This window comes from Streptomyces sp. ME19-01-6, from assembly GCF_033793745.1.
In the GTDB taxonomy this organism is placed as follows: Bacteria; Actinomycetota; Actinomycetes; order Streptomycetales; family Streptomycetaceae; genus Streptomyces.
Window position 1 is genome coordinate 76,978 of sequence record NZ_JARAXF010000025.1, and the last position, 22,515, is coordinate 99,492.

A 22,515-nucleotide genomic window follows, 5' to 3' on the forward strand; every position below is an offset into this window, starting at 1 on the left:
ACTACTCCGGCTTCGCTACGACGGCACAGACAGGGGAGAAGCCGCGGTGGACGGCTTCGAGGCGGAATCCGGCGGACGCGAGCAGGGTCTTCAGCTCCGGCTCGGTACGCAGCTCACCGCCGCTGACGACCAGGCACTCGATGTCGCCGAGGGTGGCGAAGGAGGGGGTGCCGTTGCCCGGGATCACCATGTCGAACAGGACCAGAGTGGCGTCCTCGTCCATGGCGGCCCGGCAGTTCTCCAGCAGCTTGCGGGCCTTGTCGTCGTTGTAGTCGTTGACGACCATCGACAGCAGATAGCAGTCGCCGCCCTTGGGCACCGAGTCGAACATGTCCCCGGGCACGAAGTCGACGCGCTCGGCCAACCCGGTCTCGCTCAGCAGCTCCTTGGCGTTGCCCACCACCCGCTCGCGGTCGAACAGCACACCGCGCAGATCGGCGTGGGTCTCCAGCAGGTTGGACAGCACCACGCCCGCGCCGCCGCCGACGTCCACGACCACCTTGTGCTTGCCGAAGTCGTGCAGCGGCACGGCCAGCAGCTGGGCCTGGGAGGCCATGGCCGTCATCGCGTGGTCGAAGAGGTCGCCCTCCTCGGGGTGCTTGTCGATGTACGCGTAGTAGGGCAGGCCGTGGTGGTCGGAGAAGGCCTCGCCGCCCTTGCGGACCGCCTCCGGGGTCAGCGACCACGGGTCCCAGTGCCAGCGCGAGCTGTGCAGCATGGCGTTGTAGCGCATCGAGAACGGGTAGTCGGTGCGCAGGAAGTGTCCGGCCTCGGTCAGCGAGAACGTCTCGTCCTCAGCGTGGTCCAGCACCCGCAGCGTGGCCGCCGCCCGCAGCACCCGGTACAGCGCCCGCGGGTCCGTCTCGTGCTGCTTGGCGAGGTCCTCGGCGCTGCGCGGGCCGTCGGCGAGCGAGTCGGGGATCCCCAGGGTGGCGAGCGTGCCGACGACCTGGGTGCCCCAGTGGCCCAGGATGAGCTGCATGAGGCCGGCGACCGGCAGCACGGAGTGCGCTATGACGTCGACCGGTTTCAGCTGCTGGTCGTCGGAGGATTCGGCGTGCTCGGTCATACTCGTCCTTCCTCGGGGCGCTGCGGGCGGTGGGCGACCACTTCGCCGGGCAGTTTCTGTTCCAGGTACTGGGTCAGCATCAGACGGCGCCGGGGCTTGCCGCTGGACGTGCGCTGGATGGTGCCGCGCCGGCAGCTGAAGACGGTGACATCGACGACACCGCCGATGTAGAGGGACAGCGCCTCGGCCAGCCGCTCGGCCCACTCCCCCGGCTCCAGTTCGGCGAGCACCACGATCCGGCGGGCGTCGACCAGGGTGGCGCAGCGGTATCGGTCCACGCCGGGGGTGTCCCCGAGCCGGGCGTCCAGGTCCTCGGCGTAGATGTTGCGGCCCCTGACGCTCAGGGCGTCGCCCAGCCGCCCGATGACGTACGTCTGGCCGTCCAGCAGGAACCCGGCGTCGCCGGAGTACACGCTGCCGTCCACGAAGCGGGACGAGCTCTCGGCGTCCGGCGGCTCGTACCCGGCGGCCACGCTGTCGCCGGAGAGGAGGAGCTCGCCGAGGTAGCCGTCGGGCAGCGGCCGGCCCTCGGGGTCGACCGGGGTCACCGAGACGCCCTCGATCGTGGTCCCCGAGCTGACCAGCCACTGGGCCGGGCTGTCGGCGGCGCCCGCGTCCCGCAGCGTGCCGCGGGCGAGGAGCTTGACCGGCTGCTCCGGGGCGAGCGACTCCCAGTCGAGGTGGACGGCCTGCGGCACGGTGCCCGGAGGGTGTCCGGTGATGCCGAGCGTCATCTCGGCCATGCCGTAGCAGGGCGTGAACACAGCGGGGTCGAAGCCGTACGGCTCGCACAGCTCGGTGAACTCCCACAGCCCGCGCGGATCGTGCCGCTCCGCCCCAAGAGTGGCCGAGCGCAGGGTGGAGAAGTCGGCGCCCTCCAGGTCCTTGGGCTTGAGCCGACGGGCCGCGTACGCGAATCCGAACGACGGCGCCGCGGTGTACGCCATGCCTTCGCGGGCGATGCAGTCGATCCAGCGCCGGGGGTCGTAGATGAACTGCTCCGGGCGCATCAGGGAGAGGTCCCCCTGCTGGGCCACGATGGTCATCAGACAGCCGACGAGCCCCAGGTCGTGGTACATCGGCACCCAGCTCACGGTCTGCTGCGCGCCGTCGTAGTCGATCAGGCGGCCGTTGCCGCGGGCGTTGGCCTCCATGTTCGCCCAGGTGATGCGGACCCCGCGGGGGCTACTGGTCGAGCCGGAGGTGAACTGGAGGGTGGCCAGCTCGGCGGTGGGGACCGCGCTGAGCCGGTCGGTCTCGGTCCCGGTGGAGAAGTCGCTGGACAGCACGGCGACCGGGCCGCCGCCGTCCTCGCCCGCCGCCTCGGCGGCGTCGGCGGCGTCTTGGAGTATCGACAGGTGCACTGGGTCGCCGACCACCGCCGAGGCCCGGGTCAGCCGCAGGACGCGGGCGACATGGCGTACGTAGTCCTCGCGGCCGCCGAAGCGGGCGGGCGGCGCGATGGCGGTGGGGACCAGACCCGCGTTCACGGCACCGAAGTAACCGGTGACGAAGCCGACGCTGTTGGGCGTGGCCAGCACCACGCCCGGGCGGTCCGGCAACGCCCGGGCCCGGAAGGCCGCACTGGCCAGGGAGACCAGGTGCGCCAGGTCGGCGTAGCTGTAGCGGTCCCAGCCGCCCGAGCCCCGCGCGAAGCGCATACCGCGGTCGGTGCGCGGGGCGACCAGCCAGGAAAGCAGCGGTGAGGGAGCGGCGCCGGGCGCACCGGTCACGGGGTGCCCACCTTCCGCTTCATCACCTTCTGCACCTCGGCGAACACCTCGAGGGCCTGTTCCAGCTGCGCGCGGGTGTGGGTGGCCATCGGGCAGATCCGCAGCATGGCCCCCGTCGGCGGGACACCGGGGTACAGCGCCACACCGGTGAACACCCCGCGGTCGTACAGCTGCCGCCACCACTCCATGGCCAGGTCGTCGTCGCCGAGGATGACCGGGATGATGGGGGTCGTCCGCTCGGGAAGGTCCGAGTCGGGCCCCATCGGCAGGCCCAGGCCCTTGAGTTCGGTGCGCAGAAAGCGGGAGTTGAGGCGCAGCTGCTCGGCGAGCTGGGCGCCTTCGGCCGAGCGGCGGATACGTACGGCTTCCAGCGAGCCGCCCAGGGCCGCCGGGACGCCGACCGTGGTGAACACGAAGGCGCGCGCGGTGATCTGCAGGTAGTCGATCAGCTCACGGCTGCCGGCGATGAACCCGCCGACGCCGGCCAGCGCCTTGGACAGGGCGCCCATCCGGATGTCGATCTGGTCCTGGACGCCGAAGACCTCGGCCGCGCCGGTGCCGTGCTCGCCGAGCACACCGAGGGAGTGCGCCTCGTCCAGCATCACGGCCGCGTCGTTCTCGCGGCAGATGTCCAGCATCTCGTCCAGCGGCGGCAGGTCCCCCTCCATCGAGTACAGCCCGTCGAGGATGACCAGGATCCGGCCGCCGTCGGACTTGGCCCGGCGGACGCTGTCGGCGAACAGGTCCATCCGGTTGTGCCGGAAGCCGCGCAGCTTGGCCCGGGAGAGCCCGGCCCCGTCGAGCATCGAGGCGTGTGCGAAGGAGTCGGACACCACGGTGTCGCCCACGCCCACCAGGGCGCTGATGGTGCCGATGTTGGTCTGGAAGCCGGTGGTGAACAGCAGGGTGGACTCGACCCCCAGCCAGTCCGCCAGCTCCTCCTCCAGCTCCCGGTGCAGGGCCGTGGTGCCGTTGAGGATCCGGGAGCCGGTGAGCGAGGTGCCGTAGCGGTCCACCGCGGCCTTGGCGCCGGCCAGCACACGGGGGTGGCTGGCCAGGCCCAGGTAGTTGGGCGAGCCCAGCATCAGCCGCGGTGTGCCCTCCATGGTGACAACCGGGTCGAGCAGGGATTCCGCGTTCCGGAAGAACGGCAGGTTTCCGTTGGCGACGCCGCGGTGGTACGCCGTCACGAACTCCGACGCCTGCAGGTCCTTGAGCCAACTCGCTGTGTACTCAGGCATCGTGGGCCCCCTCGCTGTCGGTCTTGGCGCCGGACACGCGCACGATGTAGTCGATGGCGTCCCCCACGGTGCGGAGGTCGATCGCGTCCTCTTCGCCGATCTTCACGTGGAAGGTGTCCTCGAGCTCCTGGGTGAGGGTGAGGATGTCGAGCGAGTCGATGCCGAGGTCGGCCTTCCAGGTCGCGCCGCGCACGATGCGCTCGGCGGACACCCCGCGGACCACCAAGTGGTCCTCGATCACCTTCATGACCTCGTCATTCGTCACCCGGGTCGACTGCTCTGCCATCACTCGTCCTCTCCCTGCTCCTGGCGTTCCCCGTGTTCTTGGCGGCCTTGGTCTTCCCGGCGCAGTTGTCCCCGGGCCCTGACCAGATCGCGACGGCTGACGCCGACCTTCTTGAGGGTCGGCATCAGGACGTCGCGGAAGAACACCTCGCGGTCGATCCCGATGACCTGCATGACGGCCAGCCGCTTGTCGTAGTCCGGCAGCAGGTCGTAGGCCGGCATCTTGAATTCCTTGACCACGTGCGCGATGTCCTTGAGCGTGCCCTCGTAGTCCTCCTGAAGGCAGGCCTGGAGAGTGCGCCGGTAGAAATCCGCGTGCGCGGCCTCGTCCCGCGCGATGTAGCGGCAGATCTCGGCCATCACGGGGTCGCCGAGGTCACGGGCCCGGTTCAGCTGTTGCCGATAGCTCATCCAGGTCGTCTTCTCCTGGATGGCGCCGTACACGAACATTCTGCGCGGCGTGGCGAACGGCATCTTCCACCGCCGGCTCAGAACCTTGCTCTCGAATTCCCGGATCTGCTCCTCGGTGCGCTGTCCGCTGCGCAGCAGGAATTCCTTCAGGGCGAGCGCGTGCTTGGATTCCTCATAGCCCCAGTTGACCTGGAACCAGGCCTGCCCGAACGATTCCCGTACGAGGTTGAGCCCCTCGGCCACATAGTCCGGGAGATACATCTCGACGCCGAGGAAGGTCTCCGCGCACTGGGCCAGGCTCTCGTCCCGGCTCTGCTCCTGCCATTTGTCCCACGGGATGTCGTCGAAGACGCTCCAGCGGCGGCGGCGCTCGGCGAGTTCGAAGAACTCCATGTACTGCCGGTACAGAGATTCCTCTGAGAGGAGGTCCACGGCTCAGCCCTCCCGGACCGCGGGCGTTCCGGTCCGGATCAGTTCGACGACATCGCCGACGGTGCTGACCCCGAACAGCACGTCGTCGTCGAAGCTGAGCCCGGTCTGGTCCTCGATGGAGACGATCAGCTCGAGGGTGGCCACCGAGTCGAGGCCGATCTCCCCGATGTCGTCCGCCAGCGTGAACGTCCGCGCGGCCAGCCGGGCGTCCACCTCTGCCGCGGCCTTGGCGACGATGCTGAGCGCTTCTTCTTCCGTCAGATCGGCCATCACCGAACCTCCCGAGAGAGGCGCCTGCCTTCAGGCACGGCTGGTAGCAGCTTCGACGTGCTGAGCGAGAGCCAAGCCAGCACAGCAACCTCCAATCTTTGGGGAAACCGGGCTGGTTCCAACCCGGCTGGTGTTGATCGCACAAGACTCGATCGCTCGCCGAGCAACCGAGCAGCGTGAGCCAGGAATCCCTCTCGTTCGCGAGGGGGAGGGTTCAATGAGCTCCTCCATGGCCCGCCAGGGCGTTGTTTGCATACGCGTCACGGCACGCTGCGCGCCGCAGTTTGCCGCTGCTGGTCTTGGGCAGCGTGCCGGGCTTCACCAGCACCACGTCGTCGGGCGTCACCCCGACCGAGCCGCGGACCCGGGTGGCGATCTGCTTCGCGAGGTCCGGGGGCGAGCTCGCCGGCTTGTGCTCGGCCACCACCACCAGGCGCTCGTCCGGGGTGGAGAACGCGATCACATGGTCCGGGCGGATCCCCGGGAGCCCCAGGGCGGCCCATTCGATGTCCGTCGGGTGGTACTTGCGGCCGTGGTGGATGACCAGGTCCTTCGTCCGGCCGGTGACATACAGCTCGCCCTCGCGCAGAAAGCCGAGGTCTCCGGTGCGCAGCCAGCCGTCCTGGAAGGCCTCCTCGGTCAGCTCGGGCGCTCCCCAGTAGCCACGCGCGACGCTGCCCCCGCGGATCTCGATCTGCCCCTCGGTGAACTCTCCGGCCGACTCTTCGGCGAGCTCGCCCGAGGCGGCGCGGATACGGATGTCCCAGCCGCTCAGCAGCGGTCCGCACGAGACGATCTCGCGGGTCCCCGTCTCCTCGGCCCCGGGCCCGGCGTCCACCGGGCGGACCACGCCCTGCTCGCTCAAGGCGGCGGCGTCCACCGACAGGGTGCGAAGCCCCTCGCCGATCGTGGTGAAGGCCACGCCCAGGGTGGCTTCCGCCATCCCGTAGGAGGGGGTGATCGCCTTCGCGTCGAACCCGGCCGAGGCGAAGCGTTCGCCGAACTCCCGCATGGTCCGCGGCCGGACCGGCTCCGCGCCGACCCCCGCCACCCGCCACGCGGACAGGTCCCAGTCGGCCATCTGCTTGTCGGTCGCCCGGCGGGTGACCAGCTCATAGGCGAAGTTGGGCGCGTAGCTGAAGGTGCTCTTGACCCGGGACATCCAGTCGAGCCAGGTGGTGGGGCGGCGCGCGAATTCGTAGGGCGGGATGAACCAGACGGGGACCTCGTACACCAGCGGCCCGAGCATGCAGCCGATGAGCCCCATGTCGTGGTACAGCGGAAGCCAGCTGACGAACCGGTCGCGCTCGCCGGACGTCCCCAGCGCCTCGTCCATGGCCCGCGCGTTCTCCAAGAGGTTGTCGTGGGTGACGACGACGCCCTTGGGGCTGGCGGTGGAGCCGGAGGTGTACTGCAGGAAGAGCGGCTCCCCGCCCTCCGCCTCCACGAGCTCTCCGGTGGGCTCCCCGGCGGCGAGTTCCGCGTAGCTGACGGGCTTCGCCCCCACCGCCTCGACGCAGATGTCGAAGAGCGTCTCGTCGGCGATGATGTGCCGCGGCTCGCATGACGAATGGATCGAGAGCAGGCGTTCCCGGTAGGCCTCGATCCGGGTCAGCATGGCCGGCGGGAACACCGGTACGGGGATGACGCCGGCCCGCACCATACCGATAAAGGCGACGATGAACTCACGCTGACCGGAGAGCATCAGAATGCCACGGTCACCTCGTTGAAAACCCGCGGAGGCGAGCCTTCTACCGAAGTCCTCACCGGCGGCCTTCAGCTCCGCGAAGCTGAGAAAGTCGGTGAAATCCCCGGAGATGAAGGTGAACCCCCGGGAGGTTGATGACAACCGAGCGATGACACGAGAAAAGCTCACGTACTGGAAACCTCCGCGTGCACGTACACTCCATGGCAAGGGGGCATCGTTTTGCCGGGCCGCGATTTCGGTCCCCGGCGCCGTACGACACGGCAAGAAACTACCGAGGCTCGCACCGCGGGGAATCCGGCACCCGATGTAGTCATGCTGCAACCCGGGCGGAAGTCCGGGCGTCAACCTTCCGCGGCACACCGGATCAACCTCAGGGGGTGGAGGCGGGCGACTGTGCCGCAGGGGGACTCCGGGCGGCAGCCCGGAGGTGGAAACCCCCTTGGCGTGGTGGTGCCTGATATACCCCGGATGCGCTGGGTAGCACTCCTCTCAGGGCCGCCGGATCTCCCTACCGTCGAAGGTGCGCCGCCGCGCGGCGCGCGCACCACCTCCGCCGAACAGCGAGGAGCCGGCCATGGGTTCGGACGACAAGCACGCGCGGCGCACCGTCCTGCGGGCCGTGTCAGCGGCGGGCGCGGGGGTGGCGCTGACCCCGTCGGCGGCGCGGGCGGCCTCCCCGGAGGGCGGCGCCGCCACCGGCTCCGGCGCGGGAGCGTCGGGCTGGCTGCCCGAAGGCCCGCTGCGCGTATCCCCCGCCGACCCCGCTACGCCCATCTGAGCGCGAGGGGCGCCGGCAACCGCTTCCGGGGCAGGCCCGACCGCGTCTACCTGGTCGGCTCGACGGATCACGTCGTACGGGCCGTACGGGAGGCGGTGCGGTCCGGGGCGCGGCTCGCCGTCCGCAGCGGTGGGCACTGCTTCGAGGACTTCGTCGACAACCCCGAGGTCAAGGCCGTCATCGACATGTCGCCCATGGGGGAGGTCTCCTTCGACGAACGCCGCCGGGCGTTCGTCGTCGAGGCGGGGGCCGCCCTCGGCGAGGTGTACCGGAAGCTGTACCTCGGCTGGGGCGTGACCTTACCGGCCGGTTACCACGCCGAGGTGGGCGCGGGCGGGCATGTGCCCGGCGGCGGATACGGGCCGCTGAGCCGGCTGTTCGGGCTCGTCAGCGACTACCTCTACGCGGTGGAGGTCGTCGTCGTGGACCGCACGGGCGAGGTGCGCGCCGTCGTGGCCACCCGGGAGGAGGACGATCCCCAGCACGAGCTGTGGTGGGCCCACACGGGCGGCGGGGGCGGCAACTTCGGCGTCGTGACCCGCTTCTGGTTCCGTTCCCCCGAGGCCACGAAGGACACCGACCCGGCCCGCATGCTGCCCGCCCCCACCAGGACCGCGCTCACCTTCACCGCGGACTGGAGCTGGGAGGGGATGGAGAAGGAACGCTTCACCCGCATGGTGCGCAACCACGGGCAGTGGGCCGAGCGGCACGGCGCCGCCGGTGACGAGAACGCCGCGCTCTACGCCGAGTTCGCCCTGACCCGCCGCGCGGCGGGCGCTTATCTGCTCCTCGGCCAGGTCACGGCGGAGCCCGGCGCGGACCGCCGGCTCCTGGACGGCTTCCTCGGCGCGGTGAGCGCGGGCACCACCCGGCCCGGCAACCTGAAGGTCCGCCGGCTGCCCTGGCTCACCGCCGCGCTCCACGGCTCGGGAGAGGCGGTGGGCGACTGGCACATCAAGATCAAGTCGGCCTTTCTGCGCCGCCGCCTCACGGACCCCCAGATCGCCGTCGTACACCGCCACCTCACCCGCGCGGACACCGATGTGGTCGCCGGGAGCGTCGTCCTCAACACCTGCGGGGGCGCCGTCAACACCCTGTCCCCCGCCGCTACGGCCATGCCGCACCGCGATTCCGTACTGAAGCTCTCCTGCCTCGCGTCCTGGGCCGAGCCCGAGCGGGCGCCCGAATACCTGGCCTGGATCCGCGCCTGCTACCGAGACCTGTTCACCGACACGGACGGCGTCCCCGTACCCGGCCGGGCCGCCGACGGCGCCTTCATCAACTACCCGGACACCGACCTCGCCGATCCGCGCTGGAACACCTCGGACACGCCCTGGCAGACCCTCTACTACAAGGCCAACCACCCCCGGCTGCGCGCGGCCAAGACCCGCTGGGACCCGCGCGACACCTTCCGCCACGCACTGTCGGTCCGCCCCTGACTCACCTAGCTGCGCCACCTCTTCGACAGGTGATGCATGCGATGGAACACCACCTGAGCATGAACCGCTCTGCCTCCTTCGTCGCGCAGAGGGTGACCTTGACCATGAAGCGGCCGGGGGTGTGGTCAGCCCTGAGCACGCTTGGCCGCCTCGGCGGCCGGGAGACGGCAGGAACTCGGCGCGACGGGACTCAGGACGCCGGGGTTTTGTCCGCCGCGGTGATCTGACAGGTGATGGACGTCCGCTTGGTATAGCTGGTGGTGTCCGCCATGGTGACGGTCCTGGTGGAGTTCGCGAGCACCGTGAAGTACTTGTGGCGGTACCCGATGAGGCCGCCTGATGGATCGTTCCAGCTCACCGCGATGCTGTAGCGGTAGCCCCGCGTCGTGTCGGCGTTGGTGATGGTGACGTCGTACGTGAGCTGGCCGGCCGACAGGGTGAAGTTGCAGTTGCTGCCGTCGACCTCGTCGAGCCCTTCCGGGTCGTAGGTGGACGGCGTGGAGGGGGAGTCCGACGGGGTCCCGTACGACGGCGCGGACGAGGGGACGCCCGAGGGCAGATCCGTGGGCAGATCGGTCGGGACCCCGCTGGCACCGGACGACACACCGCCGCTGCCGCCGCCGGAGACGAAGCCACCGCCCCCGAGCCCGCTGCTGCCCTTGTCCTTCTTCCCGCAACCGGTCAGGGCCAACAGCCCGACCGCGGCGACGGCGACGAAGCGCATGGAACGGCGATGCATGCATTACCCCCGTGGGACGAACAGCCGATTCACGGCTTTGACGAGCTCACGCCACCCTAAACGGCACCCTGTCTCGAAGTCGCTCCGGGGGGTTCCGGCACGGCCGGTAGCCATCGATGGCCGACGAGAGCGTGAAACACCCAAGCCTGATCGTCCCGGTCGGCCACGTCGAACCCGTGCCGCGACGCATCCGGGGCCGATCGGCGGCCACGTCGTCTTCGACACCCGGCGCGCCCTGTACGTATGGGAGCGGCCCGTCTATCCCCGGTTCAGCATCCCGATCGAGGACATGGTCGAAGGTGTGCTGACCGATGACCACTACACCGAATCCCTGGGCGCCGGCCCCGCGCGGCGCCACTCCCTCCACACCGGATCCGAGGTCCGCCCGGGTGCCGCATGGGCCTGGGCCGACGGCGCCCCGAGCCCCTGCGCGGCACCGTCCGTTTCGAGTGGGAGGCCCTGGAGTCCTGGTTCGAGAAGGACGAGCCGGTCTTCGTCCACCCGAGGAGCCCCTACTCCCAAGTGGACGCGCTCCGCTCCTCCAGCAGCGTCCGCGTGGAGCTCGACAGGGTCGCGCTGGCCGACGCGCCGCACTGCGTAAAGCTGTTCAAGACCGGCCTGCCGACCCGCTACTACCTCGACCGCACCCACATCCACTGGCCCCGGCTGCGCCCCACCGACACGGTGACCAGCTGCCCGTACAAGGGGACGACGGGCGACTACTGGACGTTCGACAGCGACGTCGCCACCCACGAGGACATCGCCTGGGCCTACGGCCTCCCAACGATCCACGCCAACCGCATCGCGGGCATGGTCGCGTTCTACAACGAGCACGTCGACCTGTACGTCGACGGCACGCTGCTGCCACGGCCCACCGACCCGACCCCGGCCGCGCCGACCAAATAGCCCGACGCACACGGCCGAGGACACCCAGGCACCGCCCGCGCGCAACGGGGAAGATCGCAGAGGCCCTTTCTAAGGGAAAGCCGGCGTCGGCCCACCGACGACGATCGGCCGGGGCGAGGCTGGAGAACGAGTAACGTCCCAAGGCGATCGATGATGCCGCCAGCGGCCGACTTCGCCACCCCGAACTGCGGCGCGAACTGCCGCAGGGCAGGTCCGCCAGTACGCGGCGACGAGCAAGGCCCGGTCCTCCAGCGCCAGGGCCCACGGCCGTCCCTTGCAGCCCGGAAGTGGAGCACGGCCGCAGGGTGAGCGCGGTCAAAGACGATGTCATCGAGTCGTGCCATCCGCCCATGATCCACGCGCATGATGGACGAGGTCACACGTCTTCAGCACACAGCTGGCCGGGATCCAGGGCCTCGAAGATCCCCCTTTCCCTGCCGAATGGCCTGGAGAACCTGCAGAGTGTACGCGCCAGCTGGGTCATCCGGTGTAGAACAAGGCAGCGCAACTACTTCGTCAACTGCCGCACCGTAGGTGAGCAGACCTTGCCGAACAGCATCCTTGTCACCGAATATTCCGATCTTTTTGACCAGTTCGAACGGCACCGCCTCAATCAATTGAGAACGATAAGGCCGGGGTGAACTCCGGGCGAAGTCAACCACATCACCGTACCCAGCACGCGCGAACATCTGGCTATATCCAGGTGCGTTAAGGTAATCGGCCAGCATGTTTCGCACTTGTTGCAGGGCCGCTGCCTCCGCGGTAGCAGCTACCGGCACCCAAGCAGCGACTGGCGGCCGGGGGCGCAGGGCAGCCTCTGACTCCTTGGCGAGTTGCTTGGCCAACTCCGCTGCCGTCTCAGCGGTGACGAGAGCCACCGCCATTCGGTCGGCCTGGCGGGCTGCCGTGCGGATGGCGTGCGTCCCGAAGGCGGCCATCGTGAGATATCCAGTGGGCGCGGGAAGACGCAATCGGTATCCGCGGGTCCTGATCACCTGACCGTCAACTACCGCCCTCTCTTGGGCAAGAAAATGCCTTAGGGCCTGCACGGATTCACTCATGGCTCTGGCCGGTCGCCTGTGGTCACGCCCGTGCCAACCTGTGACGATGATGGGGCTGGATGGCCCCACTGCGATGCGCACCTTCCTGCCGCCGGAAAGAGCGGCGACGCTGGCCGCACCTCTTGCGATCATTGCGGGGTCCCGAACTGCGACAGGAAGCGGCCCCAGAGTCAATGGAATTCTCTGCGTGCAGCTTCCGATAGCTGTGGCCAGGGCGAAGGTGTCGTAGGTTTCTCTCTCGCCGATCCATAACTCGGGAAAGTTGTGCTCGTCAGCGAGTTTTGCCGTCTCAAGCGCTTCATGCGCAGGGCGGTCCTTCCAGAGTCCCAATCCCACCGTGATCTGTGGCAGATCCTCGGTCCCGGCAGCAGGATGGTTACTTGTCATGTGGCTCCTCCGCTCGATTATAGAAACGTGTTGATAGACGGCGCCGGCAAAGTACTGTCCTGCAGCAGGATGGTGCGGCGCGCAATACGGAGAGAGCCATCCTTCAGACGTCGCAGCCTATCTTCGCGGCGCGCATACAACGTGTGCCTCTCGTTCTCAAATCGACTGGAGTAAAGGATCAGCACCGAGTGAACGTCCAGGTTCCTCAGAGCGTCGGCGGGTATGACCTCAATGTTACTGATGACGTGCAAGTGGCGGACCGGGGGATCCTGGGACCACGCAGCCGGATGTTCAAGGTGCTGCGCACGCTCCTTGAGCAATCTCTTGTCATGATCGAAGTAGGCCATCCGTTCAGGACCGTACGTTCCCGCCGGGTCCCGGCGCTGACGGTCTTCAATTCCGGGCATCCAATAATGGATGTCGTCGGTGCACAGCTCCAACCATTGAAGATATTTTCCGTTGTCGAGGAGCCGAGCCTCTTTGTAGAGGAAGTCTTCCACCTCTCGTTGAAGGGCTAACGGTTCAAGTACCTCCATGAGCGGCTGCGACAACTGGAAACCCAGGAATCCTGAAGAAGATTGCGGCGGATTAAAAGGAGATTCGTTCATGGCATCTCCGTAGACGTTGAGTCGCTGATGACGTCACCCCAAGTGGGGGCGAGCATGAGAGCGCGCCACCGTTTATAGTAGGCTCGCGCATTCTCCTCGCTTACCTGCCCCTTGGAGACGTTGAGCCCTTCAGGAAGTCCCGGGAGCGATACGCGACTGCCCTTACCCAGCGCACTGTACAAATGATGTTTCCGGGTGGCTGTACCCTGGTGGGACGCGGTCGCACCTTGCCAGGGCGGCACATCATCAGTCTCGAATACCCCGGCCGGGGAAAATGTATGCATCGCCCCTACGCGCCATGCACGCTTCACTTCTTCAGGAGCATTCTTGTTGACCAGGACATAGGTGTGCAGAACCGTTTGGCTGGGGCTCACTGGCCGCCAGACACGGAAAGTATTCTGCCCGGGAAGGAACGAGAAATTCGGGAAGACCGTAACTGAGCTGGTGGAGCCGACCGCCCAAGCGCGAGGCCATCCGAGTCGCTCAACGAACTGTTGCTCGTGCTCTCGCAAATAATCTTTGACGAGCGGTTGCCCAAGAGTGGCAGCGTTACCGCGCTTATCGAGATTAAATTCCCAGCAATGCCCATTTGCATTGATTTGAAAGCTTTCGGCGTCAGGACCTCCGAGAAGTGGAACTTGACGCCCTAGCATCACTTGCGCACCGGACGCATGGGTATACCGGGCGTGAAGAGCATCGCTCGCGAAGTTCTCGGCGGGAATTTTGTAGTTACAGGATATTTCAGAGCGGATGGATCCGGGAAGGAACTCCGTTCCTCCTGGGTCGTTGTCCAGGAACATTTTTTCTGGTGGCCCTGCGGCGATCTACAGCGGTCTATTGGCTGCCCCAAATCTCTCCTCGGCAGATCTCCGGCAACTGCGTGTCTGCCCAGGAGGCGGCTCTCCTTTCCCTGCCTCGGTGCTCCACCAATGGAAAGATGCTACTGGCCTGGAGGTTCGTGAGGCATATGGCATGACTGAGGTAGCGCCCATCACCAGCCAGGTGCCGGGAAAGAAAGCGCTGGCTGGCTCCGTAGGTCGCCCTGCGCCCCAGATTGAAGTTCGAATCGCTGCAGACGGAAGCCAGGATCCGCAGCCCATCGGCGTTGTGGGGGAAATTTTGGTGCGCTGCCCTCAGCGCATGTTCCTGGGTTATCATCGAAGGCCGGATGATACGGCAACGGCACTTACAGGCGGCTGGTTGCGAACAGGTGACATCGGTCGACTTGACACAGAGGGGTACCTGTATATCGTCGACCGCGCGAAGGACATGATTCTTGTAGGCGGGTTCAACGTTTTCCCGCGCGAGATAGACGAGGTCATTGTCTCACATCCCCACGTTGCTCACTCCGTCACCATTGGAGTACCTGATCAGCGAAAAGGCGAGCAGCCGATATCATTCATCGTACCCGTTACAGGAAAGTCTCTGGACTTGGAGAATATTCATCGGCATTGCGCCGAACACCTCGCCAGATACAAGCGGCCGACTCGCATTATAGTATTGGACGAGATTCCATACACCCCCGCCAGAAAAGTAGACCGCATGGCTTTGCGCTCCTTGTTCGTTCACCAATCGAAGCCTTAACGGCTCAAACAGGAAAAATCGATAAGGAAAATCGATTCCACAGGTTGAAGCCGCTGAACCACGGTGGGGATCCAAACCACTTTTGACACGACCGGGCTCCCTGGCCATAGCACCAACGGCAGCGTCCATCCTGCGCCGCGATGCATCGGTCGACGGGGGGTACAGGTCCACTAACCCAAGTGTTTCCGTGTCCCATGGCAGCTGAGCCGAAGCACGATAGCTGTCACAGCGGCAGGCTTGTTGTCACTTGTGGGAGTGGACGCCGGTAGGTTCATCCGTATCAAAAACCGCAATATCGTTATGTGCGAGTGCAAGATCTGGCGCGGCCCCAAGGCCCTCACCGATGCACTTGATCAGCTGCTCCGCTACACGGACACCGACACCATCCGGTTTGCTGTAGATGATCGTCGACCGGTCAGGCTGCCCCTTGGTCTTCGGGATCTTCATCTTGGCGACGCGGTACAACTCGCTCGGCGGAGTTGCCGAGATTTCGCCGGTCGGCGTCTCGACGAGCCCCTTGTACGGCTCGGCTTGCTCATAGTTGATGTGCAGGTCGGCGAGCTTGCGTCCGGCCTCGGTGAAGCTGTGGAAGTCGCGCACCCTCGGGATTCGAGACAAGGGTTTCTTCAAGTCGGCCTTGAAGAGCTCGCAGTACTCCAGGGAGTGGAGCAGACCGTAGGTGTAGTAAAAGATGTCGTCCTTGGTGATGGTGGGGTCAGTGCACGTCTTGCGGTAGTCCACCAGTGCAGAATCGGTGATGTTATCGACGCGCTCGTACCCACCACCGCCACTTTCACCGAAGTCGAATCCTCCCTCGACGGCTAGTTCTCGATATGTATAGCGAGGGAAGAACTGACCGTTCGTCTGCCCGCCGAATTCGGAGAGATCAGGAATATTACCAGCGGCGAGGGCGGTGAATTTCATAGCGGCACCGACGCCTGTCACGTAGAATCCGAAGTTCGCATGTTCCGACGTAGGGAAAACCCGAGGGAGCTGGGAGCGCTCATGATTAGCATGGCTATCAAAATAGACAATCTGCTTCGCGAACGGCCGGTACATGCATCGAACCATCCGGGAGGAATCAAACTGAATCTTTTCCGAATTGGCTAGGTACCCCTGCAGACTACGCGACCAGCTGATTTTCTTTGGGTTCAATTCAATAAAGCCGTCTACATGTTCACGCGGGCGCACAACCTTGCTATCAATGCAGTAGGCACCGAAATCATCGACTTGCGAGTTAAAGAAGTCAATCATCGAGATAACTGTATCCGCGCAGACGATTAGCCGAGTAGTTATAAACCCACACGTCACGGTTTGTTTGCAACCCTGCTGAGTAAGTCTCGAAGACGGGGCGCGAGTTGCCCTTGCGGAGCTTATCGCCGATCTGTTGAAATTCCGTAAGCTTTCGTCACGCTGGTTGATCCAGTCTCCGTCATTATCCGGCAGCACATGTTCCCAGATGACGTCATTCAGGCTCTGCGAACCGATGACGCGAAGCTTATCTTCACGGCTGAGATAGTCTCCAATATCGTTGTATTGAAACGTACACTTTGTGGATGCGTCAACTTTTCGCCTATGCGGCGTTCCGCGAGGTCGGCCGCGTGATCCGCACCGTGCAGCTGCTGCGCTACCTCTCCGACGCCCCCGCTGCGGCGGCGGGTGACCGCGACGGCCAACAAGGTCGAGGCGTTCAACGGCTTCTCCCAGTGGCTCGGCTTCGGCAACCGCGGCGTCATCGCCGACAACGACCTTGTCGAGCAGGAGAAGGCGATGAAATTCAACGCCCTGCTCACCAACGCGGTGATCTTCCACAACGCCCTGGACATCACCGAGATCGTCCGCCAACTGCTGGAGGAGGGCTGGACGATCGAGCCGGAGGACCTGGCCCATATCTCGCCGTACCTGACCGAGCACATCAACCGGTTCGGCGAGTACTCCACGCACGAGCTCGGCATCCAGCCCGACGCGTACGACCCCAAGCTGGACGTCGGCTTCACCCCCCTGCGCGACCAGGATCTGGCCGCCGCCGGCTTCACCGCGGCCGCCTGACCCGCCGGCCGTGGGGGTTACGCCTGCTGGACGGGGCGCTTGGGCAGCGTGCGGGCGAGGCGCGTTCCCGGCCGGCCGCTGAGTGAGCGCCGCCAGGTGTGTGCTGACCGTGGCGCCCTGCCGCAGCCGGGCGTGGGTGGCGTACACGGTCTCGGCGACGGTCTGTTCGTCGTGGTGAGGGAAGCGGGCGGCGAGGTGCTCGATGACGCGGTCGAGGGAGTGCTCCCTGTCCATGAAGGGCCCGTCTCTCAGGCATCGAAATCCGATGTCGTCTCGCGATATCCGTGCCCGAGGTGGTTCCCGGAGGCATCGGACGAAGTCCGGTGCGGGCGTAGGATCGGATGCCGATATCGGTTTCATCACTGCCGGAGGTGGCCAGGGTGCGGGAGTTCCAGCGGGGGGCGGTGCGGCTGCACATCCTGCATCACGCGGCCGAGGAGGAGATCCACGGTGCGTGGATGACCGAGGAGCTGGCCTCCCACGGCTACCAGATCAGCCCCGGCACCCTGTATCCGACGCTGCACCGGCTGGAGGCCGACGGACTGCTCACCTCGGAGCAGCGGGTGGTCGACGGCCGTACCCGGCGGGTGTACAAGGCGACCGAGGCCGGGAAGAAGGCTCTGGCGGAGGACCGGAAGGCGCTGAAGGAGCTCGCCCGCGAGGTCTTGGGCGACGAGGCGCCGTAGCGCCCTGGCCAGTCAACGGTGCGGGGTCAGGAGTTGCGCGGGGCTACCAGGCCGGATTCATAGGCCAGGACGACGAGCTGGGCGCGGTCGCGCGCGTGCAGCTTGCCCATGGCCCGGTTGATGTGGGTCTTGGCAGTCAGCGGGCTGATGACCAAGCGGTCGGCGATCTCGTCGTTGGACAAGCCCTGGGCGGCCAGGGCGACTGCCTCGCGTTCGCGGCTGGTCAGCTCCTTAAGGCCGCTGCCTGTGCGGGCAGGGGGCTGGGTGACGTACCGGTCGATGAGCTTTCGGGTGATCGCGGGCGCGAGCAGGGCGTCGCCGCGGGCGGCGACGCGTACGGCGTGCAGGAAGTCTTCCGGCACGATGTCCTTGACGAGGAAGCCGGCGGCGCCGGCGCGCAGCGCGTCGAAGACGTACTCGTCCATGCCGTAGTTGGTCAGCATGACGACGTGTACGCCCGCCAGGGCCGGGTCCGCGGCGATGTGCCGGGTTGCTTGGATGCCGTCCATCACGGGCATCTGGATGTCGATGAGCGCGACGTCGGGCAGTTGCTCCTTGACGAGCGCCAGGCCCTCTTGGCCGTTGGCGGCCTCGGCCACCACCTCGATGTCGTCTTCGAGGTCGAGCAGCGCGCGAAAGCCGCTGCGGATGAGCGGCTGGTCATCGACCAGCAGGACACGGATCACGACGCTCCGTTCGTGGGAAGTTCAGCCTGGACAGTGAAGCCGCCTGTGCTGCGCGGCTCGGTACGCAGCCCACCGCCCAGGGCCGTGACGCGTTCGCGCATGCCGAGCAGACCGAGGCCGGGCGTCGGCGCGGGGTGCAAGGTGGCCTTTCCGTTGTCGTCGACGCGGATGGCGAGGGCGTCTGGCCGGTAGTCGATGAGCACCGATGCGGCGGTGGCGGCGGCGTGCCGGGCGACGTTGGTGAGCGATTCCTGAACGATCCGGTATGCGGTACGGCCTACCGCTGCTGGCACGGGCTGCGGCTGTCCTTCTATCGTGAGCGTCGTTTCCAGACCGGTCGTTTGGAACCGTTTCACAAGGTTCGGGATGTGGTCGAGTCCGGGCGGCGGAGTGGTGTCGTCGTCGCGCAGTGCCTCCAGGGTCGCGCGCAGCTCCCGGCTCGCCTCCCGGCCGGCTTCCTGGATCGCCAGCAGGGCCTCGGGCACCTGCTCGCCTCGCCTCCGGGCCACGTGGACGGCGACCTCGGACTGCACTTTGATGACCGAGATCTGGTGGGTGAGGGAGTCGTGCAACTCCCGCGCGATGCGCAGCCGCTCCTCGTCGGCCCGGCGGCGCGCGGTCTCCTCGCGGGTGTGCTCTGCTTCGTCCGCCCGCCGTTCGGCCTGCCGCACCGCCTCCCCGGCGGCGAACGCGGCGATGAGCCAGGCGATCTCAAGGGTGTTCCGGGCCTGCGTCACGATTTCGCGCGCGGGACCGTCACGGGACATCAGGGCGGTGAGGTGGAGCACCGCCAGCAGGCCCATGGATGCGGCCAGTGTGACGGCGCGGTGCCCGGCGCAGACCGCGCCGTAGACCGCGACCAGATAGGAGACGGCGAGCACCTCGAACCCGGCCCCCAGGTAGCCCACTGCGGACAGCCCGGTGACGGCCAGGACCACGAGCGGTGACCGCCGGCGCGCGGCCAGCGCCAGCCCGCCGACCGCCAGCAGCGCGGAGCCGAGCAACTCGCGCCCCCCGGCCGGGTGTGGCCCGGACAGCCCGGTGCCCAGCTGCAGCGCCGCCACGCCCACGGCGATCGCCCAGTCAGTGACCCCGGCCGGGACAGCGAACCGCCATTTGTCCATGCGGGCACCATAGCCGCATGCGGTTGCGGGCGAGTCCCGCTCGTGGACGAGCGGCCGGCTACCGCGTGCGCGGTACCCGCGCGCGGCCTGCCGCGTACGCAGTATCGGGATGCCGCCGCGGCAGTAGCGGATAGTGCCTGCGCCTGCTGGACGACCGGCAAGGGCCCGGCGCGCATGCTCAAGGCACATCGGAAACCTCGGAATCAGTGACAGACACGGAGGGAAAGAGGCATGAATGCTTCAGTACTGGTGGCAGCCGCCGAAGGCGGGATCATCGGCGACGGGCGGACCGGGGCCAACCTTGCCCTCGGGGTAGGGCTGCTCGGCCTGGCCGTCGGCTGGCTCGCCCTGGCCCGCGCCCGCGGCCGGATCAGTACCGGTAACGCACGCACCGGCGGGATGTCGGCCATCGCGGTGGGAACGGTCGGCACAGTCCTCGCGGTGCTGCACCTGGCCACCTCCAGCGGCGGCCCCGGCACCGGCAACGGGCTCGTCGGCGCCATCGTGGCCATTCCGCTGGGGCTGGGCGCCGTACTCCTCGGCCGCCGGGCGCTGACCCGCTGCCGCCACACCAACAGGGCAGCCGACCGGGTGCCCGCCTGACCGCCACCGGGTCACGGCGTGCGTGTGGCCACCACGCGCCGGGCCCCGTAGGCGGCGGCACCGACAGCCAGCACCGCGGCCCCGGCGACCACCGAGGACAACGGCAGGGCAAAGGCAAGGATGAGGCAGCCGACCAGCCCTACCACGGGGATGATCCGCACGGGACGACCCTCGTGCGGCCGCAGAGTCCAGGCGGAGGCGTTGGCCACGGCGTAGTAAGCAAGGACGCCGAAGGATGAGAATCCGATCGCGCCGCGCACGTCGGCGGTTGCGGCGAGCATCGCCACCACCGCGCCGACCAGCAGCTCGGCGCGGTGCGGCACCCTGAACTTCGGGTGGACGACCGCCAGGGCGTGCGGCAGGTGCCGGTCGCGGGCCATGGCCAGCGTGGTGCGGGAGACTCCGAGGATCAGCGCGAGCAGCGAACCGAGCGCGGCAACGGCAGCGCCGACGCGCACAACGGGAGCCAGCCAGTCGGCTCCTGCCGCCCGGGCCGCGTCCGACAGCGGCGCGGCAGCCTCTGCCAGCCCCTGCGGACCGAGGACCGTCAGTGCGGAGACGGCGACGACGGCGTAGACGACCAGGGTGATGCCGAGCGCGAGCGGGATGGCCCGGGGGATGGTGCGCTCGGGATCGCGGACCTCCTCGCCCAGGGTGGCGATACGCGCGTACCCGGCGAAGGCAAAGAACAACAGGCCCGCCGCCTGGAGCACCCCGCCGAAGGTCGCGTCGTCCCCGACGTCGAGCCGGGCCGCGTCCGAGGCCGAGGAGGTGAGCGCGGCGACCACCACGGCGGCGAGCACCGCCAGGACCACGGCCACGATGACCCGGGTCAGCAGTGCGGACTTCTGCACCCCGGCGTAGTTCACCGCGGTCAGCGCCACCACCGCCGCGACCGCGACCGCGTGGGCCTGGCCCGGCCACACGTACGTCCCGACGGTGAGTGCCATCGCCGCACAGGAGGCGGTCTTGCCCACCACGAATCCCCAGCCCGCCAGGTAGCCCCAGAAGTCGCCGAGACGTTCACGGCCGTAGACGTAGGTACCGCCCGACGCCGGATACCGGGCCGCGAGCCGTGCGGAGGAGGTGGCGTTGCAGTAGGCGACCACCGCGGCGAGCGCCAGGCCGATCAGCAGCCCGGAGCCGGCCGACCGCGCGGCCGGGGCAAGTGCGGCGAAGATCCCCGCGCCGATCATCGACCCCAGACCGATCACCACGGCATCCGGCACTCCAAGCCGACGGCTCAGCTCGTCCGGCATCCCGGCGGCGGTCGATGGCTTGCTCATGGCCTACTCCCTCGGCGGCACAGCCGCAGACGTTACGCACTTCGATATCGGCAGACGATACGTGAGCCCCGGTCCGGCCGCCGACCCGCATCCCAGGCCATGGATGCACGCTCAGTGTTCGCAGAAATGAGTACTTCTTGAGAGATCGCGGACCCCCGTCGGGCCGTGTCCGGTTTGCCCCTGATCTCCGTTCTCGCAACCCTCGCAAAACGGCATTCGCACCATGCCCCTCGCACGACGTGCCCCAGCTCACCGAACCGGCCGCCGTCGCACAGTTCGACTGCCCCACCTGTTCCGCCCCTGCGGGAAGCGCCTGCCGCACCCGCGGCGGCAAGGTCGCCCCGAAGTACCACACCCCGCGCTTCATGCTCGTCCCCCAGCTCCGCGCCGAGCTGGAGGTAAGACCCCCGCCGGCCGCGGCCCCGGCCGCGCGTGGGAGATGGGCCCGGCGATCGACGCCGCGGTACCCGAGGCCGCAACGAAGCCCATGAGGGTGGGATATGCCCGTTGGGGCGTTACCCCTTGATCGTGGACACCCTGATCATTGGATCGTGAGGATCCGAAGAACAGGAGTTCCCGTTGGGGACGTCGAAGTACTCGCCTGAGTTCCGGGCGGATGCCGTCGCGCTGTACCACGCCAGTCTTGCGGAGGGCCGCGAAGTATTTTGCGGGCGAGACCAGCTGGTGAGCAGCCGCTTCCAGTTCGTCGACGATCACCGTGGCGCCTTCGGTGTCAAGCGGCTGTGCCAGGTTCTGGCCGTCTCCCGGTCCGGGTTCTACCGGTGGCTGGCCGGCGCGGACGCGCGGGCCGAGCGGGCCCGGGCCGATGCCGAACTCGCCGAGCGCATCACCGAGATCCACACCGAGTCCGACGGCACCTACGGGGCTCCACGCGTGACAGCCGAGCTCCGTGACGAGGGTGAGCGGGTCAACCACAAGCGGGTGGCACGCGTCATGCGGAAGTTCAACATTGTCGGACGGCACCTGCGCAAGAAGGTCCGCACCACCATCCCCGAGCCAGCGGCGACGCCGGTGCCGGACCTGCTGCGGCGCGACTTCACCGCGATCGCACCGACAAGCAAGGCATCGACTCGGCCTGCACCGTCGTCCAGATCTTCTGGATCTGGCGCATCCTCGTGCATTACATGCTGGACGAGGATGTCTCGCTCCCTCCCAACATCGTGGCCCGGATCGAACTCCCTGACGTCACACCACGCGTCAAGGTCGCTCTGTCACCGGGACAGGTCGCGGCAGTCGCAGCGGCCATGCGGAGGGTAGCGCCCCGCTATGAGGTCCTGATCTGGCTCGGAGCCTGTGCCGGGCTACGCCAGGGCGAGGTCTTCGAAGGCCGTTGACAGTCAGCCACTCCCTCCTTCACCACGCCAGCTGCCCGGTCGCCGTGGTCCCGCAGCAGTCGTGACCGCGGAGGC

At 67.4% G+C, this 22,515-nt stretch carries 22 protein-coding genes and 4 pseudogenes; 9 read left to right on the plus strand and 17 right to left on the minus strand.

Going from position 1 to position 22,515, the window contains the following annotated elements; all coding sequences use genetic code 11:
• Nucleotide 1: 1 nt before the first annotated feature.
• From PV419_RS38280 to PV419_RS38310, 7 genes are all read right to left on the minus strand, one after another.
• Nucleotides 2-1,069: a methyltransferase gene (locus PV419_RS38280; protein ID WP_319696923.1), complete on the minus strand. Its 1,068-nt coding sequence runs from the start codon at nt 1,067-1,069 to the stop codon at nt 2-4.
• Nucleotides 1,066-2,802 carry an AMP-binding protein gene (locus tag PV419_RS38285; RefSeq protein WP_319696925.1) on the minus strand — a complete coding sequence of 579 codons (1,737 nt, stop codon included), beginning with the start codon at nt 2,800-2,802 and terminating at the stop codon, nt 1,066-1,068. The genes PV419_RS38280 and PV419_RS38285 overlap by 4 nt, the downstream gene beginning before the upstream one ends.
• The gene (locus PV419_RS38290; RefSeq protein WP_319696927.1) at nt 2,799-4,043 is read right to left on the minus strand and encodes an aminotransferase class I/II-fold pyridoxal phosphate-dependent enzyme; all 1,245 of its coding nucleotides are present in this window, start codon (nt 4,041-4,043) and stop codon (nt 2,799-2,801) included. The genes PV419_RS38285 and PV419_RS38290 overlap by 4 nt, the downstream gene beginning before the upstream one ends.
• Nucleotides 4,036-4,329 (minus strand): acyl carrier protein, encoded by a 294-nt coding sequence (locus tag PV419_RS38295; RefSeq protein ID WP_319696928.1) that lies wholly within the window; start codon nt 4,327-4,329, stop codon nt 4,036-4,038. Before PV419_RS38295 ends, PV419_RS38290 begins: the two co-directional genes overlap by 8 nt.
• A complete protein-coding gene (locus PV419_RS38300) occupies nt 4,329-5,171 on the minus strand; it encodes an acyl-ACP desaturase (protein ID WP_319696930.1) in 843 nt (280 codons plus the stop codon). Before PV419_RS38300 ends, PV419_RS38295 begins: the two co-directional genes overlap by 1 nt.
• 3 nt (nt 5,172-5,174) lie before the next feature.
• Nucleotides 5,175-5,441, minus strand: a complete 267-nt coding sequence (locus PV419_RS38305; RefSeq protein ID WP_319696932.1) for an acyl carrier protein — start codon at nt 5,439-5,441, stop codon at nt 5,175-5,177.
• Between the two features lie 214 nt (nt 5,442-5,655).
• Nucleotides 5,656-7,290, minus strand: coding sequence for a fatty acyl-AMP ligase (locus tag PV419_RS38310; RefSeq protein WP_319696934.1), 1,635 nt, complete (start codon nt 7,288-7,290; stop codon nt 5,656-5,658).
• A 433-nt stretch (nt 7,291-7,723) separates the two neighbouring features.
• Here PV419_RS38310 and PV419_RS38315 point away from each other — a divergent pair, with 433 nt between their 5' ends.
• Entirely contained in the window at nt 7,724-7,927 is a 204-nt protein-coding gene (locus PV419_RS38315) for a hypothetical protein (protein WP_319696935.1), read from the plus strand.
• A gap of 95 nt (nt 7,928-8,022) precedes the next feature.
• Nucleotides 8,023-9,366 carry a BBE domain-containing protein gene (locus PV419_RS38320; RefSeq protein ID WP_319696937.1) on the plus strand — a complete coding sequence of 448 codons (1,344 nt, stop codon included), beginning with the start codon at nt 8,023-8,025 and terminating at the stop codon, nt 9,364-9,366.
• A gap of 190 nt (nt 9,367-9,556) precedes the next feature.
• Here PV419_RS38320 and PV419_RS38325 read toward each other — a convergent pair whose 3' ends face one another.
• Nucleotides 9,557-10,090: a hypothetical protein gene (locus PV419_RS38325; RefSeq protein ID WP_319696938.1), complete on the minus strand. Its 534-nt coding sequence runs from the start codon at nt 10,088-10,090 to the stop codon at nt 9,557-9,559.
• Nucleotides 10,091-10,221: 131 nt separating this feature from the next.
• Here PV419_RS38325 and PV419_RS38330 point away from each other — a divergent pair.
• Nucleotides 10,222-11,011 (plus strand): annotated as a pseudogene (locus PV419_RS38330) (DUF427 domain-containing protein).
• 113 nt (nt 11,012-11,124) lie between these two features.
• Here PV419_RS38330 and PV419_RS38335 read toward each other — a convergent pair.
• The 4 genes and pseudogenes from PV419_RS38335 to PV419_RS38350 form a co-directional block, all read right to left on the minus strand.
• Nucleotides 11,125-11,287 (minus strand): annotated as a pseudogene (locus PV419_RS38335) (transposase family protein); the annotation flags it as partial.
• A gap of 110 nt (nt 11,288-11,397) precedes the next feature.
• Nucleotides 11,398-12,459 carry an LLM class F420-dependent oxidoreductase gene (locus tag PV419_RS38340; RefSeq protein ID WP_319696940.1) on the minus strand — a complete coding sequence of 354 codons (1,062 nt, stop codon included), beginning with the start codon at nt 12,457-12,459 and terminating at the stop codon, nt 11,398-11,400.
• A gap of 17 nt (nt 12,460-12,476) precedes the next feature.
• The gene (locus PV419_RS38345; protein ID WP_319696942.1) at nt 12,477-13,067 is read right to left on the minus strand and encodes a 3-phenylpropionate/cinnamic acid dioxygenase subunit beta; all 591 of its coding nucleotides are present in this window, start codon (nt 13,065-13,067) and stop codon (nt 12,477-12,479) included.
• Nucleotides 13,064-13,867: an SRPBCC family protein gene (locus tag PV419_RS38350; protein WP_319696943.1), complete on the minus strand. Its 804-nt coding sequence runs from the start codon at nt 13,865-13,867 to the stop codon at nt 13,064-13,066. The genes PV419_RS38345 and PV419_RS38350 overlap by 4 nt, the downstream gene beginning before the upstream one ends.
• Here PV419_RS38350 and PV419_RS38355 point away from each other — a divergent pair.
• A complete protein-coding gene (locus tag PV419_RS38355) occupies nt 13,818-14,651 on the plus strand; it encodes a class I adenylate-forming enzyme family protein (protein ID WP_319696945.1) in 834 nt (277 codons plus the stop codon). The genes PV419_RS38350 and PV419_RS38355 overlap by 50 nt on opposite strands.
• A 243-nt stretch (nt 14,652-14,894) precedes the next feature.
• Here PV419_RS38355 and PV419_RS38360 read toward each other — a convergent pair whose 3' ends face one another.
• A complete protein-coding gene (locus PV419_RS38360) occupies nt 14,895-15,905 on the minus strand; it encodes a type ISP restriction/modification enzyme (RefSeq protein ID WP_319696946.1) in 1,011 nt (336 codons plus the stop codon).
• A gap of 393 nt (nt 15,906-16,298) precedes the next feature.
• On the opposite strand from PV419_RS38360, the gene PV419_RS38365 reads away from it, so the two are divergent.
• A complete protein-coding gene (locus tag PV419_RS38365; protein ID WP_319697001.1) occupies nt 16,299-16,700 on the plus strand; it encodes a Tn3 family transposase in 402 nt (133 codons plus the stop codon).
• Nucleotides 16,701-16,781: 81 nt separating this feature from the next.
• Here PV419_RS38365 and PV419_RS53515 read toward each other — a convergent pair.
• Nucleotides 16,782-17,060 (minus strand): annotated as a pseudogene (locus PV419_RS53515) (three-helix bundle dimerization domain-containing protein); the annotation flags it as partial.
• Between the two features lie 20 nt (nt 17,061-17,080).
• Here PV419_RS53515 and PV419_RS38370 point away from each other — a divergent pair.
• Entirely contained in the window at nt 17,081-17,386 is a 306-nt protein-coding gene (locus PV419_RS38370) for a PadR family transcriptional regulator (RefSeq protein WP_381565935.1), read from the plus strand.
• A gap of 26 nt (nt 17,387-17,412) precedes the next feature.
• On the opposite strand, the gene PV419_RS38375 is transcribed toward PV419_RS38370, so the two are convergent.
• Nucleotides 17,413-18,072 (minus strand): response regulator transcription factor, encoded by a 660-nt coding sequence (locus PV419_RS38375; protein WP_319696949.1) that lies wholly within the window; start codon nt 18,070-18,072, stop codon nt 17,413-17,415.
• Nucleotides 18,069-19,196, minus strand: a complete 1,128-nt coding sequence (locus PV419_RS38380; RefSeq protein ID WP_319696950.1) for a sensor histidine kinase — start codon at nt 19,194-19,196, stop codon at nt 18,069-18,071. The genes PV419_RS38375 and PV419_RS38380 overlap by 4 nt, the downstream gene beginning before the upstream one ends.
• A gap of 231 nt (nt 19,197-19,427) precedes the next feature.
• On the opposite strand from PV419_RS38380, the gene PV419_RS38385 reads away from it, so the two are divergent.
• Nucleotides 19,428-19,799: a DUF6223 family protein gene (locus PV419_RS38385; protein ID WP_319696952.1), complete on the plus strand. Its 372-nt coding sequence runs from the start codon at nt 19,428-19,430 to the stop codon at nt 19,797-19,799.
• An 11-nt stretch (nt 19,800-19,810) separates the two neighbouring features.
• Here the strand turns inward: PV419_RS38385 and PV419_RS38390 are convergent, their stop codons facing one another.
• Nucleotides 19,811-21,085, minus strand: a complete 1,275-nt coding sequence (locus PV419_RS38390) for an APC family permease (RefSeq protein WP_319696953.1) — start codon at nt 21,083-21,085, stop codon at nt 19,811-19,813.
• 640 nt (nt 21,086-21,725) lie between these two features.
• Between PV419_RS38390 and PV419_RS38395 the strand changes: the two are divergent.
• Nucleotides 21,726-22,168, plus strand: a pseudogene (locus tag PV419_RS38395) (IS3 family transposase); the annotation flags it as partial.
• Nucleotides 22,169-22,230: 62 nt separating this feature from the next.
• A complete protein-coding gene (locus PV419_RS38400) occupies nt 22,231-22,440 on the plus strand; it encodes a hypothetical protein (protein WP_319697006.1) in 210 nt (69 codons plus the stop codon).
• Nucleotides 22,441-22,515: the final 75 nt, after the last annotated feature.